We start from the raw sequence: 17,684 nt of genomic DNA, 5'->3' as shown, positions 1-17,684 counted from the left end.
GATGATGTCATGCATTGCACAATAAACAGGGCAATGATGGCTGATTGCACCAAAGTGGAGCACTGTTTTGGTGCGCTTCGTTTGGGGCAACTGACGGAGAGATATTTAGCGTAAATTCTGACGAAAAAACAATCTCTCGTTAACGGTTGTGTGAGGTGATTATTACAATTTTTTCACTTTTGCACTGTCTCAGGGAAAAAACGTGCACCATAGATGTGCAAAACCCTCGCCACAGGCGAGGGTTGAAGAGAAAATTCCTATGAATTATTCGATGTTAGATTCAATGAACCACAGGAATTGGTCCAGATCGCGAGAAGCGGCGGTGAAGATATCAGCTGTGTCTTCGTCTTTTGCTTCGCTAATTGCTTTACGCACATCGTTTGCGACTATCGCGTAGCGGTCTGCCAGCTCTTTCAGGTGATCCTGAACGGTATGGATATCCAGCGGGTAACTTTTCAATGGTGTTTTACTGTTAATCACCTGTGTGGTGCCCAGCGCCACGCCGCCTAGCTGAACGGCACGTTCGGCCATCGTATCAAGGTGGGTAACCAGTGCTGTGCGGAAGCCATCCAGCATTTCATGAACGGCAATAAAGTTTGCACCGCGCATATTCCAGTGGGCTTGTTTAGTGATCAGCGAAAGATCGATGAACTGGATCACCTGGCGATTCAACAACTCAATGGTCGCTTTTTTGTCGCTATCCGATACATCGTTACGGGTATAAAGCAGATTAGACGCTTTCGTTTTCACCAGTTTAGCGGTACTCATAATCTCATATCCTCTTGATGTTTATGTCCCAGGTAATTACGGAACTAAGTATAGCATCGGTTTTTTTGTCTGCGGTTTGGCTGTACCTATCAGTTTAATAGAGATAAGAGTGTTGATAATTTAACTTGTTGAAATTAAATGATTGTTTTCGGTGTTGTACGGATTGATCTTAATTTATGACTGGGTGGGCGTGGGAAGGAACATATTTCGATAATATGACAAACTGTGTGTGAAATTATAACGCCTGTCGGCCTGGGCTTTATTCTGCATGGCGGTGAGGCCATGCAGAATATATGACCTTAGTTGATATTGACCTTTTCAACTTTAGGTTCAGAACGCATGGTCAGCGTCGATCCCATTGAGGCCGCAATAATCGAGCAGAGCGCCAGCGTCTGGGTCAATGTCAGGGTTTCGCCAAGAAACACCATCCCGGAGATTGCGGCGAGCGCAGGCTCCATACTCATCAGGGTGCCAAATATGCGCGTCGGCAGGCGCGTAAGGGCGATCATCTCCAGAGAATAGGGGAGTGCTGTAGAGAGAATAGCGACCGCCAGCCCAATCGGCATGACTGACCATTGCCAGATAGATTCCGTTGCCTGGGCCATACCGATGGGCACAAACACGATAGCCGCAATCAGTGAACCCAATGCGACGGTTGCCGGGCCATGCTCTTCCCCAGCACGTTGACCCGTGAGTATATAGATAGCCCAGCAGGCGCCTGCACCTAAGGCCAGCGCCGCGCCTGTCAAATCAATCTCAGAAACATTTTGACCCAGCGGCAGCAAGAACCATAGCCCCAGAACGGCTAACACGACCCAGATAAAATCCACCGGCCGACGCGAGGAGAAGAGTGCCACGGCCAGCGGGCCGGTAAATTCCAGCGCAACGGCGATCCCCAGAGGGATCGTCTGGATGGAGAGATAGAACAGATAGTTCATTGCCCCCAGGGACAAACCATAAAATAGCAGGGGTAAACGCTGCTCTTTTTTGAAGCGTAAACGCCAGGGTTTGAAAATAACCACCAGTATTGCCGTACCCAACACGATACGCAGGGCAGTGACTCCAGGGGCACCAACCAGCGGAAAAAGCGATTTTGCCAGCGAGGCACCACTTTGAATGGACAACATTGCAATGAGTATGACTGCTACCGGCAACCAGACCGACGATGTGCGGGATAACCCAGGCATCCTTTCTCCTGTCAGCTTATGTCAAATGAAGTAAAGGTTGCAGTGTAAAGGAATTATGTTGCAACGGTTGAGACGCCGTTGAAAAAAAAACCATGTGAAATCCGTAAAATGGTTAAGCGTTGTTGGATTTATCGCCTGTCAGATTAGGAATAATCTGGATGAATGTAACAGCGCAGGCGCGCACTATGGGCGTTTTGTAGTGAAAATTGCATGTGATTTGAAAGAGATAGCTGAAGCTGGAAATGTTCTGTTACAGGAAAGGAACCTTTAGACATCACGAATCACAAAGAGTTTCGCAAATTTTTTTGATATATTTAAAACTTACGGACTTACTTGAAGCACATTTGAGGTGGTTATGAAAAAAATTGCATGTCTTTCAGCACTGGCCGCTGTACTGGCTGTTTCCGCAGGTACCGCTGTAGCTGCTACTTCTACCGTTACCGGTGGTTACGCTCAGAGCGACTATCAGGGCGTGATGAACAAAGCTAACGGTTTCAACCTGAAGTATCGCTACGAGCAGGATAACAACCCGCTGGGCGTGATCGGTTCTTTCACTTACACCGAGAAAGATCGTTCTGAGAACGGCGCATACAACAAAGGTCAGTACTACGGTATCACTGCTGGTCCAGCTTACCGTCTGAACGACTGGGCAAGCATCTACGGTGTTGTAGGTGTTGGCTACGGTAAATTCCAGCAGACCGAAAACCAGGGTGCGAACCGCACTGCAAGCAACAGCGACTACGGCTTCTCCTATGGCGCAGGCCTGCAGTTCAACCCAATCCAGGACGTCGCTCTGGACTTCTCTTATGAGCAGAGCCGTATCCGCAACGTTGACGTTGGCACCTGGATCGCGGGCGTAGGTTACCGCTTCTAATCACTCCGGTGAGCTAATAAAAAATCCGCCCCATGTGGCGGATTTTTTTTATCTTCGTACCCTCTCCCGTGGAAGAGGGTAATGCTTACTTACTCTTTATATCGAAGATATCCGTACCCAGATGGTTGTAGTCAACTTTCTGTAACTTGAAGTTGGTAACGTAAACTGGAGGAGCTTTCTTACCTGAAACAAATGGGTAAGCCGTTTTTATCTGCTCGGCAGAGATCCCCGTCCACTGAGAGAAGAACTGCAGAAAATCATTTGCTGAACGTCGGGCTTTGATGACGCGATGCTTTTTATCGTCACTCGACAGCACCATAAAGGGTACCTGGAAGTTCTGCTGGAACTTGTCATCGTGCGCCAGATACTGCACCTCTTTTCCACGTTCTTTAAACGCCAGCCCGTGATCTGAGAAATAAACCAGCGAGAAGCTGTCACCCGTATTGCGTAACTGCTCGTACAACTTGCTGAGCAGGTCGTCGGTTTGCGTCATGGTATAGAGATAACAAGAGGTCTCTTTGGACTGCACGAACTCGGCGTACTTCCCACCGGTGCGATCGCAGGCCTGCGGATGCGATCCCATCAGGTGCAGGACAATCAACTGAGGCTGCGTACGCGGGGTGGCAAAGACCTGCGACGTCATTTTCAGCAGCGCTTCGTCTTTCGTATTTTTATCGGCTTCAAAGTCGCCGCTCTTCAGGAACTGCACTTCATCAGCACGCTTAGCGATACTGGCGATGGCCGTATCGTATTCACCAATTTGCCCCTGATTGGAGAACCACCATGTCTGAAAACCTGCGCGGTTTGCCAGAGTGACAAAGTTATCCTGGTATTGTGGTTTGCCATCAACCACACGGTTGAGCGTCAGACCGAGCGATTTCTGCGTTGAACCGCTGGCCGCGACATAATCGGTAAACAGTGTGCCATTAACCGAACTGGCAAACGGCGTGTTATCCCAGTGTCCACCAAACGCCCCCATGGCATCCCGACGTGCACTTTCGCCAATCACTACCACATAGGTGTGATATTTCGGCTTAACAGCCAGCACGTTCCAGGTGTCTTTCATATTGGAAAGTTCAGCCATGCGTGCCTGCTCGTCGAGAACCTCTTTATTATTGACTACGACGTCTTTCACGAAGCGGAAAACCGGATAGCCGATATTGATGAGCCTTAGCTTACCGTCCCAGGGAATATTCTGGATGGGGGCGACAAACGCCACGGCAATGCTGAACACCAGACAGAGTATTTCGATCTTACCCCAGGATTTTTTCTCGCCCGACTGACGGCGGATGGCGATAACGCCCAACGCGAAGATAAAGAGCCCAACCACGTAGCTGTACCACGGGAAGATCGTCAGGATCTCCGTCGACTCTTCCATGTTGGTCGAGTGCAGCGCGAGCAGGGTATTAAAGTTTGGTGAGCCGTACGCTTGACCAAACGGGAAATAGAGCGCAGCGACCAGCGAGCAGATCCCGATTAACGTTTTTTGCGCGCGCGGTGCGGCTCGCCATAGCAGATGCAAAATGCAGGTGAAAGCGACCGCATAGAGCAGACTAAAGGGATAGCCAAGCGCAAAGTTAATCAGCAATGACTGCAAAAAGTAAAACCCCGTCCACGGGTTTAGGGCCCGGCTGCGGGTAACAACAGTATCTATCAGGGTTAAATTCATAGGTCACTATCATGGATAAAAACGCCATGTGCTCACCCTGGCGTCAAGGGTCATAACCTGCCTGACAGTGCGTGGAGAGGGAATGAGGGTCCGCTTCAGCGAGCCGCAAATTGTGCAGGGCTGCAAGAAGATAGTGCGAGTAGTAAATAATATCAACAGTTGCTAAGCAGATGTTTTGCGAAGAGGACTGCAAATCCGTAAAAAAGATCGGGAATAAGGCGGCTAAACGCCATTGTACAGAGGGATTGTGACGGAAAAATGAAGCGGCGTACCGCAACGCCGCTTAGTGAGAAGGTTTATCGTCCTGTTGCGGTTTGTTGTTAAACATATCGCACAGCATGTTCAACAGCATTAAGCGCACTTTAAAGGGGGAGTGAGTAAACACGGTCATACACCTCTTGAATTCGTTCATAAGACCTCCTGATTTTAGATCCCTTCGATCCATGAAGGGTGACTGCATTACATACAGATATAGCACAGGCTATATTGTATAGCTATGGCTATTTCGTTAATTTTTTGTGCTTACAGAGTGATGGTTTACAATGTGCGCTCTCGATACCGGGCGCTGGAAGCGTCACCCCACTGAGGAAGTACAATGAACCGTCGCGCAGGTAAGCCAACGATGAGAAAAACGACGCAACTGGTGAATGTTGAAGAGCACGTTGAAGGGTTCCGCCAGGTACGTGAAGCGCACCGACGTGAACTGATTGATGATTATGTGGAGTTGATTTCCGATCTGATCCGTGAGGTCGGGGAAGCGCGTCAGGTTGATATGGCTGCCAGACTGGGGGTTTCGCAACCTACCGTTGCTAAAATGTTAAAGCGACTGGCTTCTGTGGGGCTCATTGAAATGATTCCCTGGCGCGGTGTTTTCCTGACGCCGGAAGGGGACAAGCTTGCGCAGGAGAGCCGCGAGCGTCATCAGCTCGTTGAGAACTTTTTACTGGTACTGGGTGTAAGTCCGGAGATCGCCCGCCGGGATGCGGAAGGAATGGAACACCACGTTAGCGAAGAGACGCTGGTGAAGTTTCGTGAATTTACTCTTAAATATGGTTCCTCCGCTGAATGAATATTCCTGGATTACAAGCCCTGGCACGCGACCGTTTCTTTCATCTCTTATTAATTGTTGGCGCAGGGTTAAGCCTTTTTGTCCCTTTTGCGCCCCATGCCTGGCCTGCGGCGATTGACTGGCGAACCATCATTACCCTGAGCGGTTTAATGATGCTCACTAAAGGTGTTGAGCTGAGCGGCTATTTTGACGTGCTGGGACGCAAAATGGTGCGTCGCTTTGCTACCGAGCGTAAGTTGTCACTGTTTATGGTCTTCTCTGCTGCGGTGCTGTCGACCTTTTTGACCAACGACGTGGCGCTGTTTATCATCGTGCCCCTCACGCTCACGCTACGAAAGCTTTGTGAGATCCCGGTAAGCAGGCTGATCATCTTTGAGGCGCTGGCTGTGAATGCCGGTTCTCTTTTGACTCCCATTGGTAACCCACAAAATATCCTCCTCTGGGGACGTTCCGGGTTGTCGTTTGCCGCATTTACCTGGCAGATGGCCCCGCTGGCACTGGTGATGATGTTGTCGCTACTGGCGGTTTGCTGGTTTGCGTTTCCTGATAAAAAACTGCAATACCACAGCGGAACCACGGGCCCGCAGTGGCAGCCTCGTCTGGTCTGGAGCTGCCTGGGACTGTATATCGTCTTTCTGTTCGCGCTGGAGCTGAAATATGAGCTGGTGGGTGTCCTGCTCGTGGCCGCGGGGTTTGTCGTCCTGGCACGGCGCGTTCTGGTGAGCGTGGACTGGACGTTGCTGCTGGTCTTCATGGCGATGTTTATTGATGTGCATCTCCTTATCCAGCTTCCGGTACTGCAAAATGTTCTTCACAGTGTCAGCACGCTTTCCCAGCCTGGATTGTGGCTGACGGCGATTGGCCTGTCTCAGTTTATCAGTAATGTGCCTGCCACCATTCTGCTGCTCAACTATGTGCCACCTGACACGCTCCTGGCCTGGGCAGTTAACATCGGCGGATTTGGGCTCCTGCCCGGTTCACTGGCCAATCTGATTGCCCTGCGTATGGCTAACGATCGCCGTATCTGGTGGCGCTTCCATGTCTGGTCGATCCCAATGCTGATTTGGGCGGCACTGGCAGGCTTTTTACTGCTTTAGAGAAATGGGCAAGAAATAGACAGAAACGACACATTCGCAATGAGAACCAGAGAGGTATAACTCTCTGGTCGCCATTGAATGAACATTGAGAGGTGTGTCGTATGCGTTATCAAAAACTGGGCAATACCGGACTGTTTGTTTCCGAACTGTGCCTCGGCACCATGACCTTCGGCGGAGAAGGGGGGATGTGGGGCAAGATTGGTCAACTGCAGCAACGCGACGCCGAGCAGCTTGTGGGCCGCGCGCTGGACGCCGGGATAAACTTTATTGACACCGCGGACGTTTACTCTGAAGGACGCTCAGAGGAGATCACCGGTCAGGCGCTGAAAAACCTGAAAGTACCGCGCGAGAACGTGGTGGTTGCCACCAAAGTGTTTGGTGAAACGGGCACGGCGGGGGTGAACTCACGCGGCAGTTCCCGCTACCACATCATCAGCAGCGTAAAAGAGAGCCTGCGCCGCCTCCAGCTCGATCATATCGATCTCTATCAGCTACACGGTTTCGACCCTGCAACTCCTGTCGAAGAGACGCTCTATGCGCTGGATAATCTGGTGCAGCACGGCCATGTACGCTATATCGGCGTCTCGAACTGGGCGGCGTGGCAAATTGCCAAAGCGCTCGGTATTTCTGAACGTCTTGGGCTGGCGCGTTTCGCGTCACTGCAGGCGTATTACACCATTGCCGGACGCGATCTTGAGCGTGAGCTGATACCGATGATGCGGAGCGAAGGGGTCGGGCTGATGGTCTGGAGCCCGCTGGCGGGCGGTCTTCTGAGCGGAAAATATGGCCGTGACGGGCAAAGTGAAGCGGGTGGCCGTCGTCTGGAGTTCGACTTCCCGCCGGTTAATAAAGAGCGCGCCTTCGACTGCGTGGACGTGATGCGCACTATCGCCGAAAGCAAGGGCGTCTCCGTGGCGCAAATCGCGCTGGCGTGGCTGCTGCATCAAAAAGCCGTGACCAGCGTGATTATTGGCGCCAAACGCGTTGAGCAACTGGACGATAATATTGCCGCGACCGGGATCAGCCTGAGCGAACAAGAGCTAAAACAGCTCGATGCCGTAAGCGCGTTGCCACGCGAATATCCCGGCTGGATGCTGGAGCGGCAGGGGGAATATCGCCGCAATCAGTTAATGCAACAGTAACCTCTCTTATCCCGGTGACAGTTTGCTCACCGGTTTTTTTCCTGCATTGCTCACAAAAAACGATCCTCCTCTTTGATTGATTTTTCATCTTCGCCTATATGACTAGTCATGAAATTTTAAATGACTAGTCATAAGAGAGGGGACGATGAATCAATTACTGCCAGCCAACTTTTTATGGGGTAACTCGGTATCGAGCATGCAGACGGAAGGCGCATGGAACGAGGGCGGGAAGGGGATGTCGGTATATGACATTCGTGAGGCCGGAGAAAACGTCTCAGACTGGAAAGTTGCAACGGACTCTTACCACCGTTATCGGGAGGATTTTGACCTGATGCAGGACCTGGGCATGAATTGCTATCGCTTTCAGATCGCCTGGAGCCGCGTCTGCCCGCAGGGAGATGGTGACTTTAATGACGAAGGTATCGCCTTTTATGACCGCTTTATTGACGATCTGATTGCTCGTGGTATTGAGCCGATGATTTGTCTCTACCACTTCGATATGCCACTGACGCTGGCGCAGGAGTACAACGGTTTTAACGATCGCCATGTGATGGATGCTTTTATTCGCTATGGCAAAAAGATGATCGACTGCTTCGGCGATCGCGTGAAGTACTGGCTGACCTTCAACGAGCAGAACATCTTCCATATGCCGGAAGCCTTCCGGATATCCGGCTACATGAAAGGGGAGAAAACCCTGCGCGAGTTGTACGAGTTACAGCACCATACAATGGTGGCGCACATGGCATTGACTGAGTATCTGCACCAGACCAAACCGGGGAAATTGATGGGCGGCATGCTGGCGCATCAGTTGATCTATCCGGCCACCTGCAAACCGCGCGATATATTTTGTGCGCAACAATACGATGAATTCCTCAACCAGAACCTGCTGCGGGTCTTTGCCGGGCAGGGCTACAGCCCGGCGGTGTTGGCTGTGGTGGAGCAGGAAGGCTTTAGTGACATCTACCGTGCCGACGATCTCCTGCTTCTGGCGCGTACTAAAAACGACTTCATGGCGTTCAGCTACTACGCCAGTAAAACCCTGGACAGTGATGCAATCCCCGAAGGCACACCGGTGAACTATTACCTGCTGCACGGCGAGAAAAACAACCCGTACTTGAAGGCCACCGAGTGGAACTGGCAGATCGATCCGCTGGGCTTCCGCACCATCATCACCCGCTACGCCAACGACTGGCGCCTGCCGGTGTTCCCGATCGAGAACGGCATTGGGGTGATTGAGTCCTGGGACGGCGTGAACCCGATTGATGACACCTACCGTATCGACTACCACCGGGCGCATATCGAGGCCATGAAGGAGGCGATGTTCGAGGACGGGGCGGAAGTGATCGGCTATCTCGGCTGGGGACTCATCGACATTCTCAGCTCTCAGGGGGACATGCGTAAACGCTACGGTGTGGTTTACGTCAACCGTGAAAACCATGACCTGAAAGACCTGAAACGTGTGCCGAAGAAAAGTTACGCGTGGTTAAAACAGGTTATTCATACCAACGGACGCGAGCTGTAAGTTGTACGCTGCCGGGCCGTTTTTGTGACTGATTGATGGGAAATATCCGCTATGTCTGAAACAAAAATAACACCGCATATGCAGTCCTTTGTCGATAAATTTGTAGAGTTCTCGGCGCGTCTGGCAAACCAGGTGCACCTGCGTTCCCTGCGCGATGCTTTCGCCACGGTAATGCCAATTTTCATCCTCGCGGGTCTGGCGGTGCTGGTGAATAACGTGGTCTTTCCGTGGATCTTTGAAGGCGACACGCTGGCACAATGTAAGCTGTGGGGGGAGGCGATAATCAACGGCACGCTGAATATCGCTGCGCTGCTATTGGCTCCAATGATTGCCTGGTCGCTGGCGCGCAACAAAGATTTCGACAATCCGGTCTCGGCAGTGGTTATCGCCGTCAGCAGTTTTATCATCATGATGCCGATGCGCTTACAGCTCACGCCCGTCGGCAGCGATACCACGGTGAACGTCACCCAGGTGCTGACGTTTGCCAATATCGGCTCCACCGGGATTTTCGCCGGGGTGTTGATTGGTTTGCTTTCAACGGAGTTGTTTATTGCTATTTCGCGCCTGAAAGCACTGCATATTTCGCTCGGAGAGAATGTGCCACCTGCGGTGAGTAAATCGTTTACCGCGCTGATCCCAACTATTCTCACGCTCTCTCTGTTTGCGGTACTGGCGGCTCTGCTGGCAAGCGTGCTGCATACGGATTTGATCCACCTGATCACGACCTTTATTCAGCAGCCACTTCGACTCATCAACACCAGTCTGCCGGGCACGATCTTTATCTACAGTTTTGGTAATTTCCTGTTTACGCTCGGTATTCATCAGTCGGTGGTCAATAGCGTGGTGCTGGAGCCGTTCCTGCTGATCAACACCAATGAGAACATGCTGGCCTTTGCTAACGGTCAGCCAATCCCACACATCATCAATAACATCTTCGTGCCGACGTTTGGCATGGTGGGTGGAACGGGCAGCACCATTTCCCTGTTGATAGCTATTTTTATCTTCTCACGCCAAAAATCGGCGAAACAGGTGGCGCGCCTGTCGCTGGCGCCAGGCCTGTTTAACATCAACGAGCCGGTCATTTTTGGCTTGCCGATAGTGTTTAACCTGCCGTTGATGATCCCCTTTGTACTTTTGCCTGCCATTGGCATCTACTTTGCCTGGCTCTGTACCACGCTGGGATTAATGTCGCGTTGTGTAGTGATGATTCCCTGGACAACGCCACCCATCCTGAGTGCCTGGCTGGCGACAGCAGGAGACTGGCGAGCGGTGGTGGTGCAGTTGGCAATCATTGTTTTTGGTGTATTCTTCTACCTGCCTTTCCTCAAAATTGCCGAGAGAGTGGCGTTGAAAAACAGCGGGATAGAAAACTAGCAGAAAGGAAGGACGATGGCGGCGAAGTACATCACCATAGCGCGGGAAATTAAGAAACGCATTATCAGCCAACAGTACGCCGCCAATGAACCGCTGCCGGATCAGTTTGCGTTGGCGGCGGAGTTCAACTCCAGCCGGATGACCATCCAGCAGGCGATGCGGCAGTTGATTGTGGAAGGACTGGTTTATACCCGCCAGGGGCAGGGAACGTTCATCCGCAAAAATTTCCTCCAGCTTTCACAGTGGGATCTCTCCGGGAGTGACTACTTTGGGGCGACTAAAACGTGGGAACATTTGGGAACGGTGACCAGCCAGGTGGTGCACTTTGAGCTGCGTTTCCCGAACGAGAAAGAGCAGGCATCGCTGATGATTAACGCCGATGCGCCTGTCTATGACTTTATTCGTTTACGTTTGCTCAACGGTGAACCCATGTCGCTGGATTCGACGGTGATGCCAATGAACCTGGTCCCCGGCCTGACGAAAAGCCATCTCGAGGGCTCGGTATTTCAGTACGTCCAGGAGACACTGGGGCTGAAAATCATGGGGTCGTACCGGATTGTACGGGCGTTAAAACCCAATACGCTGGACAGACAACATCTGGTCTGCGAGCAAACCGATCCCGTACTGGAAGTGGAGCAGGTTATTTATCTGGAGGATGGCACACCACTAGAGTATGCCCACTGTCACTATCGTTACGATCACGGCGGGATTGTGATCGTCAATAACGGCTAGCTACTTTGTCAGGCGCACGATTCGAAATAGCTGTCGGTGTCTTGTATATAAAGATCGTTCTGACACAGATGCTGGATTTGACCAGGTTTGAACGTTAAACGGACTTTTTGAAGCCAGGAACGTTTTATTTTGCTGGTATTGTCTCGTGATAAACCGTAGTCATGGATTATTTCATGAACAAAACGAATACTCTGCGCAGAAACATAGACAGGTGTTTTGGTTAGCTGAATCAGTTTGCTGATCCAAATATCATCCGCGCGAGGACAAACCTTAATGAAGTCCTCGTTATAATGGAAATATTCCGGGATCATTCTCTTCTTGAGTACAACGCCACCGAGACCCGTGATGATATAGTTCTGTTCAACGACTTTAGGGACCGTGATAAGCGGGAAATTACGATAGGTATCAAGAAGATCTTTCTTCTTTTTTACCGTTTCTCGCACACGCGCTGCCACCACAAATTCCTGATTATGGCGGTAAAAATCATCCAGCAGTGTTTCCGCCCAAATTTCGTTATAGATAGCGTCATCGTCAGCATAAATCAGAATATCGTCTTCCGTTGCTGCTTGTAGCGCCGGAAACAATTTCCGATATGGTCCGGTATTTTTAACCCATTTAAAGACCAGATTGGTGCCCGTCTGGCGAATTTTCTGCGCCCAGTCAGGCTCTTCAGTGATGCCTTCGTCACTGAGATAAGGTGTGCTGGATACCCACACAACAATTTGATCGACCTTTTTACTCTGGTTCGCCAGTGACCACACTGTTTGCGAACAGAGATAAAGGCGCGATTTTGTTGTTGTTAAGTTAATACTGATCATCGAACTGAGCGGGCTCCAGGAAATAAAAAAAACCTGATAAATACAGATTAAACTGATTTTACAAGTACGCGCATCATAACACTTATAGGATTGGATGTAACCCCGCCGGGTTAGCAGAAAATGGCAAGAATGGGACTTATGGCAATAATTGCTATTCAGGCAGGATGAGGGGGGTTGAAGAGCAATAAGACCCCAATAATTAGGGGTCTTATTAAGAGGCTTCAGTGGAGCAGTTTGATTAGTTCAAACGCACCGGCATACCGGAGCGGTTCTGCACGGCCTGGTCAACAATCGTTGTCTCTACGTCCGGTTGAGAGGTCACTGACTGTACTGCGCTGTTCAGCGTAACCGGTACGATTTCGTTATTGTTGATCTGATCTTCGCTGGTGGACAGCGGGTTGTGCACTTCAATGTAACGGCTGCCATCAGGCTCAGACGTTGCTTTCACCGGTTCGTTGATGAACTGCACGCGCGTGCCGACAGGTACGTTTTCGAACAGGAATTTGATGTCTTCGTTACGCAGACGCACACAACCGTGGCTAACGCGCAGGCCGATACCAAAGTTAGCGTTGGTACCGTGGATCGCATACAGACGGCCAATGTAGAGCGCGTACAGACCCATCGGGTTATCCGGGCCTGCCGGAACAACGGCTGGCAGCGGTTCGCCCGCAGCGATGTATTCCGCGTGCATTTTAGCCGTCGGCGTCCAGGTTGGGCCCGCTTTCTTACGTTCAACTTTGGTGGTCCAGTTCAGCGGGGTGTCTTTGCCCAACTGGCCGATACCAATCGGCAGCACGATTACGGTGTTGGTGCCTTTCGGGTAGTAATACAGACGCATTTCCGCGCTGTTAATCACGATACCTTCATGAACGGTATCCGGCAGGATCAGCTGCTGTGGAATATTCAGCACGGTACCCGCTTTCGGCAGATACGGGTCAACGCCCGGGTTCGCTTCCAGCATGTTGGACAGGCCCAACTGGTACTGAGCAGCGAAATACTCCAGCGGCTGAGTGTTACCCTCAGGCACCGTCACCACCTGGTTTTGACCCACCAGACGGCTACCGTCGGTTGGCAGCGGATAAGTCACCGCAGACGCGGTCTTACAAAAACCTACTACGGCTAACGCCGCCGCAAAAAGCGTTGTTAATTTCATGTTCATGTTATGCGAGGTATCTGAGCCACTCTGGCGATTAGTTGAATAAGTCTGAATTTGATGGGAGCGCATTATATGTGCATTCCCGCTTACAGGGAATTCAGATGTGTACGAAATCACACTTTTTTCGATTTTGTTAAAGTTTAGTGGATTGCGGCAACAGGGGATCTCAATTAGGAATTGTGGCATAATGCCGTGTTTATCACACTTTTCGCAGGAATCTCTCCGTGTTAGTTACCAGCAACGTCACTATGCAGTTTGGCAGTAAGCCGCTGTTCGAAAACATTTCCGTCAAATTTGGCGGCGGCAACCGTTACGGCCTGATTGGTGCCAACGGTAGCGGTAAATCCACCTTTATGAAGATCCTCGGCGGTGACCTGGAGCCGACGCTCGGCAACGTATCGCTCGATCCTAATGAGCGCATCGGTAAGCTGCGTCAGGATCAGTTCGCCTTCGAAGAGTTCACCGTTCTCGACACGGTGATCATGGGGCACGCGGAGCTGTGGGAAGTAAAACAAGAGCGCGATCGTATTTACGCGCTGGCCGAGATGAGCGAAGAAGACGGCTATAAAGTGGCCGAACTGGAAACGCAATACGGTGAGATGGACGGTTACTCTGCGGAAGCGCGTGCAGGTGAACTGCTGCTGGGCGTTGGCATTCCGGTAGAACAACACTACGGCCCGATGAGCGAAGTCGCGCCAGGCTGGAAACTGCGTGTGCTGCTGGCTCAGGCGCTGTTCTCCAACCCGGACATCCTGCTGCTCGATGAACCGACGAACAACCTGGACATCGACACCATCCGCTGGCTGGAACAGACGTTGAACGATCGCGACAGCACCATGATCATCATTTCGCACGACCGTCACTTCCTGAATATGGTGTGTACGCACATGGCGGATCTGGACTACGGCGAGCTGCGCGTTTATCCGGGCAACTACGATGAATATATGACGGCTGCCACCCAGGCGCGTGAACGTCTGCTGGCCGATAACGCCAAGAAGAAAGCGCAAATTGCTGACCTGCAGTCCTTCGTCAGCCGCTTTAGCGCTAACGCCTCTAAATCCCGTCAGGCGACCTCGCGTGCACGCCAGATCGATAAAATCAAGCTGGAAGAAGTCAAAGCGTCCAGCCGTCAGAACCCGTTCATTCGTTTCGAGCAGGATAAGAAACTGTTCCGTAACGCACTGGAAGTGGAAGCCCTTACTAAAGGTTTCGACGAAGGCCCGTTGTTCAAAAACTTCAATTTACTGCTGGAAGTGGGTGAGAAAATTGCCATTCTGGGTGCTAACGGCGTGGGTAAATCCACCATGCTCAAAACCCTGGTTGGTGAACTGCAGCCGGATAACGGTACGGTTAAATGGTCTGAAAACGCCCAGATTGGTTACTATGCACAGGACCACGAATACGAGTTCGAAAACGACCTGACCGTCTTTGACTGGATGAGCCAGTGGAAGCAGGAAGGCGACGACGAGCAGGCGGTGCGCAGTATTCTGGGGCGTCTGCTGTTCAGCCAGGACGACATCAAAAAGCCAGCTAAAGTGCTCTCCGGTGGTGAGAAGGGCCGTATGCTGTTCGGCAAGCTGATGATGGAAAAACCAAATATCCTGGTGATGGACGAACCAACCAACCACCTGGATATGGAATCTATCGAATCGCTGAACATGGCGCTGGAGATGTATCAGGGTACTCTGATCTTCGTCTCTCACGACCGTGAGTTCGTCAGCTCGCTGGCGACCCGTGTGATTGAAATTACGCCAGAGCGCGTGGTGGACTTCACCGGTAACTATGAAGATTACCTGCGCAGTAAAGGTATCGAAAATTAAAAAAGCCGGGTGGCGGCTTCGCCTTACCCGGCTTACATGCTAACCCTCTCCCTGTGGGAGAGGGCATCAGGCTGCACTACACTACCCACTCACTCCCTTCAGTACCATTCACCCGCAGCGTACGTTTTTCCCCCGCCGGTAATGACACCTTCAGCGCTTTCCACGCCGGACGGTAGTCCCCTCGCGCATTGATCTTCAGGTTGACGGTTGCGGCGTCACACACCATTTCCCATTCCACCCACAGCGCATTGCCGTTCTGGTAACCCCAGCTTTCGCCGTCATCTTCAAACAGCAGACCGGTGCTGGTGCCAACGCCTTTTACCGGGAACAGCTTCAGCTCGCGGGTGTCGTCTTTCTCAGCATTCACATGGCTGATGCGTTCACTGAGCGGCAGACCGGCCCCGGCGCGCACCAACAGAGGGAGTTTTTCCAGCGGAGCGTCGAGGTCGATCCATTGCCCGCCGGAGAACCATGCGTGGGTGTAAAAGTCATACCAGCCCGTTTCATTATCCGGCAGCCAGACGCGACGTTCGCGTTGACCGGCTTCGACCACGCTTGCGACCAGGATGTCGCGGCCCAGCAGGAACTCATCGCACTCTTCGAAGGTCTGCGCATCGTGTTCGTGGTCGAGGAACGTCGGGCGTAGCATCGGTTCGTCGTCAGCATGCGCCTGCCAGAGCAGAGTGTAGAGATACGGCAGCAGACGATAGCGCAGCTCAATGGCGCTACGAATGGCTGGCGTGACGCCGGGATACATCCACGGCTCGTTAACGGTATGGTCATCATTCCACGAGTGAATGGTAAAACGTGGATGCATCACGCCGTTCTGCACCCAGCGCACGAACAGCTCGGCGTCCGGCTTGTCGCCGGAGAAACCACCCACGTCGTGACCGACGTTGAACAGCCCGGACAGGCTCATGCCCAGCCCCATGCGGATGTTATAGCGCAGGGTGTCCCAGTTGGTGCGGTTATCGCCGCTCCAGGTCTGAACGTAGCGCTGCATCCCTGCACAGCCGGAACGAGAGATCAGATACGGACGTTTTTCCGGCGCGAAACGCTGCTGCGCTTCCAGCGAGGCGCGCATCATCAGCAGCGGCATCACCGGGCGAATATGCTTGATGGCGATCTCCTTACCGAAGCCATAACAGCGGGCTTCACCATCCCATACCTCATACTCGTTATTGTCGTTCCAGGTGGAGTCGATACCCATCTCCAGCAGTTGCGTGGTCACACCTTCCTGCCACCATTGCACTGTCTGCGGGTTGGTAAAATCGAGATGAGAACCTTCGTCATCCCAGAAGCTGGAACGTTCGGGAGTATCGGTTTCTGAATCGCGAATGAACAGGCCGCTTTCTGCCACTTCGTTATAGCGCGGATGATCCTGCAGCAGGCACGGCTTGATGTTCGCGGCAAGTTTCAGCCCCGCGTCGTGGAATGCCTGGCTCATTACCTTTGGCTGCGGCACCTTGTCGTAGTTCCAGTTAAAGACGTAACGTTTGCCGTTGATCGAGGTATAGCCCGACGAGAGCTGGAACGAGTCGCATGGAATGGCGTGCTCTTCGCACAGGCGAATGAAGTTCATCAGCTGGTTTTGCGCGTCCGGTGCGTCGGTATAGTGCATGGTCGAGCCGCTGTACCCGAGGCTCCATTTTGGCCCGAACAGCGTTTTCCCGGTCAGGCGTACAAACGCTTTGGTAACGTCCAGAACGCGTTTACCGGTGAAGATGTAGTAATCAATATCACCCGCTTCCGCCTGCCAGCGGCGGTAGGCGGTGTGGTAGTTGTCGATTTCGTTACCCAGATCCAGCCAGCAGCTGCTCAGGTTGTCGTAGAACAGGCCGTAACTCACATCATCGCGACGGGCGATAGTGAAGGGAATATGCTTGTACAGCGGGTCGGTGCTGGCTGCGTTATAACCCATTGCGTCGAGGTTGCGCATCTCGTAGCGCTTGCCGTTACGCTGTAAATCACCGGTTTTTTCACCGAGGCCGTAAAAGCGCTCGTCCTTACGACGGCTCAGGTAGTGCGCCACGCCGTCGCCGTGGGCATTCAGCAGGTAAGCGCTGGTCGGACGGTCATTCACCAGCGGTTGCCATTCACCTGCATCGTTACGGTAGTGCCATTCGAGCCACAGCGGCTGGTGTACGGTCACGCGCAGCTGTTCGGTTGCCACGGTTAACGTTTTATCCTGCTGCGTCAGCGTCCAGGCAGGACAAGTGAAACCGCTTAAATCATCGCGACGGCGACCTTCCCACGGCACGTCTTGCTCCGGGGCGATGCTCCAGGTGCGGTCCAGCGCCAGTTCGCCTTTACGTTTGATCATCACGCGGAACAGGTTCTCTTCCAGCACATACAGGCACAGGCGGTGCTGGTTATCGACCAGCAGTTCCAGATGGTTTGCCGACTGCGTATCAATGGTCCAGTTTTTCAGGGTTTTCATAATCACTACATCCACT

The 17,684-nt window shown here is 52.2% G+C and carries 15 protein-coding genes; 8 read left to right on the top strand and 7 right to left on the bottom strand.

Annotated elements, in window-relative coordinates; translation table 11 throughout:
- Nucleotides 1–264 precede the first annotated feature (264 nt).
- Nucleotides 265–768 carry a DNA starvation/stationary phase protection protein Dps gene (gene dps, locus WB237_RS10095; RefSeq protein ID WP_008501171.1) on the bottom strand — a complete coding sequence of 168 codons (504 nt, stop codon included), beginning with the start codon at nt 766–768 and terminating at the stop codon, nt 265–267.
- A 299-nt stretch (nt 769–1,067) separates the two neighbouring features.
- A complete protein-coding gene (gene rhtA, locus WB237_RS10090) occupies nt 1,068–1,955 on the bottom strand; it encodes a threonine/homoserine exporter RhtA (protein WP_049005393.1) in 888 nt (295 codons plus the stop codon).
- Nucleotides 1,956–2,310: 355 nt separating this feature from the next.
- Here rhtA and ompX point away from each other — a divergent pair, with 355 nt between their 5' ends.
- Nucleotides 2,311–2,829: an outer membrane protein OmpX gene (gene ompX, locus WB237_RS10085; protein ID WP_336212736.1), complete on the top strand. Its 519-nt coding sequence runs from the start codon at nt 2,311–2,313 to the stop codon at nt 2,827–2,829.
- 85 nt (nt 2,830–2,914) lie between these two features.
- Here ompX and WB237_RS10080 read toward each other — a convergent pair whose 3' ends face one another.
- Together WB237_RS10080 and mntS are read right to left on the bottom strand one after the other, a co-directional pair.
- A complete protein-coding gene (locus WB237_RS10080; protein WP_236919768.1) occupies nt 2,915–4,498 on the bottom strand; it encodes a phosphoethanolamine transferase in 1,584 nt (527 codons plus the stop codon).
- Nucleotides 4,499–4,781: 283 nt separating this feature from the next.
- Nucleotides 4,782–4,910 (bottom strand): manganase accumulation protein MntS, encoded by a 129-nt coding sequence (gene mntS, locus WB237_RS10075; protein ID WP_032667017.1) that lies wholly within the window; start codon nt 4,908–4,910, stop codon nt 4,782–4,784.
- Nucleotides 4,911–5,093: 183 nt separating this feature from the next.
- Here mntS and mntR point away from each other — a divergent pair, with 183 nt between their 5' ends.
- The 6 genes from mntR (at nt 5,094) to WB237_RS10045 (ending at nt 11,434) form a co-directional block, all read left to right on the top strand.
- Nucleotides 5,094–5,567, top strand: a complete 474-nt coding sequence (gene mntR, locus WB237_RS10070; protein ID WP_114978452.1) for a manganese-binding transcriptional regulator MntR — start codon at nt 5,094–5,096, stop codon at nt 5,565–5,567.
- Nucleotides 5,564–6,664 carry an anion transporter gene (locus tag WB237_RS10065; RefSeq protein ID WP_134707346.1) on the top strand — a complete coding sequence of 367 codons (1,101 nt, stop codon included), beginning with the start codon at nt 5,564–5,566 and terminating at the stop codon, nt 6,662–6,664. The genes mntR and WB237_RS10065 overlap by 4 nt, the downstream gene beginning before the upstream one ends.
- A 101-nt stretch (nt 6,665–6,765) precedes the next feature.
- Entirely contained in the window at nt 6,766–7,806 is a 1,041-nt protein-coding gene (locus WB237_RS10060) for an aldo/keto reductase (RefSeq protein WP_336212733.1), read from the top strand.
- A gap of 145 nt (nt 7,807–7,951) precedes the next feature.
- Entirely contained in the window at nt 7,952–9,328 is a 1,377-nt protein-coding gene (locus tag WB237_RS10055) for a glycoside hydrolase family 1 protein (protein ID WP_336212730.1), read from the top strand.
- A 51-nt stretch (nt 9,329–9,379) separates the two neighbouring features.
- The gene (locus WB237_RS10050; RefSeq protein ID WP_028019357.1) at nt 9,380–10,702 is read left to right on the top strand and encodes a PTS sugar transporter subunit IIC; all 1,323 of its coding nucleotides are present in this window, start codon (nt 9,380–9,382) and stop codon (nt 10,700–10,702) included.
- Nucleotides 10,703–10,717: 15 nt separating this feature from the next.
- Nucleotides 10,718–11,434, top strand: a complete 717-nt coding sequence (locus WB237_RS10045; RefSeq protein WP_028019356.1) for a GntR family transcriptional regulator — start codon at nt 10,718–10,720, stop codon at nt 11,432–11,434.
- 8 nt (nt 11,435–11,442) lie between these two features.
- Here WB237_RS10045 and WB237_RS10040 read toward each other — a convergent pair whose 3' ends face one another.
- Nucleotides 11,443–12,252, bottom strand: a complete 810-nt coding sequence (locus tag WB237_RS10040; RefSeq protein WP_336212726.1) for a glycosyltransferase — start codon at nt 12,250–12,252, stop codon at nt 11,443–11,445.
- 238 nt (nt 12,253–12,490) lie between these two features.
- The gene (ldtB, locus tag WB237_RS10035) at nt 12,491–13,411 is read right to left on the bottom strand and encodes a L,D-transpeptidase (RefSeq protein WP_129996383.1); all 921 of its coding nucleotides are present in this window, start codon (nt 13,409–13,411) and stop codon (nt 12,491–12,493) included.
- 221 nt (nt 13,412–13,632) lie between these two features.
- On the opposite strand from ldtB, the gene WB237_RS10030 reads away from it, so the two are divergent.
- Nucleotides 13,633–15,228: an ABC-F family ATPase gene (locus WB237_RS10030; protein WP_028021392.1), complete on the top strand. Its 1,596-nt coding sequence runs from the start codon at nt 13,633–13,635 to the stop codon at nt 15,226–15,228.
- Between the two features lie 76 nt (nt 15,229–15,304).
- On the opposite strand, the gene WB237_RS10025 is transcribed toward WB237_RS10030, so the two are convergent.
- Complete coding sequence (locus tag WB237_RS10025; protein WP_336212722.1) at nt 15,305–17,668, bottom strand: glycoside hydrolase family 31 protein; 2,364 nt, start codon at nt 17,666–17,668, stop codon at nt 15,305–15,307.
- Between the last annotated feature and the right edge of the window lie 16 nt (nt 17,669–17,684).

It is taken from the genome of Enterobacter sp. P82, from assembly GCF_037053385.1.
GTDB lineage: Bacteria > Pseudomonadota > Gammaproteobacteria > Enterobacterales > Enterobacteriaceae > Enterobacter.
The sequence above is the reverse complement of the archived record's forward strand: the minus strand, read 5'-3'. Positions and strand labels throughout refer to the sequence as shown.

What these genes read in the sequence shown, in the direction of transcription:
- WB237_RS10080 (WP_236919768.1), bottom strand. Translation starts at nt 4,498, where the DNA reads ATGAATTTAACCCTGATAGATACTGTTGTTACCCGCAGCCGGGCCCTA.
- mntR (WP_114978452.1), top strand. Translation starts at nt 5,094, where the DNA reads ATGAACCGTCGCGCAGGTAAGCCAACGATGAGAAAAACGACGCAACTG.
- ldtB (WP_129996383.1), bottom strand. Translation starts at nt 13,411, where the DNA reads ATGAACATGAAATTAACAACGCTTTTTGCGGCGGCGTTAGCCGTAGTA.
- WB237_RS10045 (WP_028019356.1), top strand. Translation starts at nt 10,718, where the DNA reads ATGGCGGCGAAGTACATCACCATAGCGCGGGAAATTAAGAAACGCATT.
- WB237_RS10065 (WP_134707346.1), top strand. Translation starts at nt 5,564, where the DNA reads ATGAATATTCCTGGATTACAAGCCCTGGCACGCGACCGTTTCTTTCAT.
- dps (WP_008501171.1), bottom strand. Translation starts at nt 768, where the DNA reads ATGAGTACCGCTAAACTGGTGAAAACGAAAGCGTCTAATCTGCTTTAT.
- WB237_RS10055 (WP_336212730.1), top strand. Translation starts at nt 7,952, where the DNA reads ATGAATCAATTACTGCCAGCCAACTTTTTATGGGGTAACTCGGTATCG.
- rhtA (WP_049005393.1), bottom strand. Translation starts at nt 1,955, where the DNA reads ATGCCTGGGTTATCCCGCACATCGTCGGTCTGGTTGCCGGTAGCAGTC.
- WB237_RS10050 (WP_028019357.1), top strand. Translation starts at nt 9,380, where the DNA reads ATGTCTGAAACAAAAATAACACCGCATATGCAGTCCTTTGTCGATAAA.
- ompX (WP_336212736.1), top strand. Translation starts at nt 2,311, where the DNA reads ATGAAAAAAATTGCATGTCTTTCAGCACTGGCCGCTGTACTGGCTGTT.
- WB237_RS10040 (WP_336212726.1), bottom strand. Translation starts at nt 12,252, where the DNA reads ATGATCAGTATTAACTTAACAACAACAAAATCGCGCCTTTATCTCTGT.
- WB237_RS10060 (WP_336212733.1), top strand. Translation starts at nt 6,766, where the DNA reads ATGCGTTATCAAAAACTGGGCAATACCGGACTGTTTGTTTCCGAACTG.
- WB237_RS10025 (WP_336212722.1), bottom strand. Translation starts at nt 17,668, where the DNA reads ATGAAAACCCTGAAAAACTGGACCATTGATACGCAGTCGGCAAACCAT.
- mntS (WP_032667017.1), bottom strand. Translation starts at nt 4,910, where the DNA reads ATGAACGAATTCAAGAGGTGTATGACCGTGTTTACTCACTCCCCCTTT.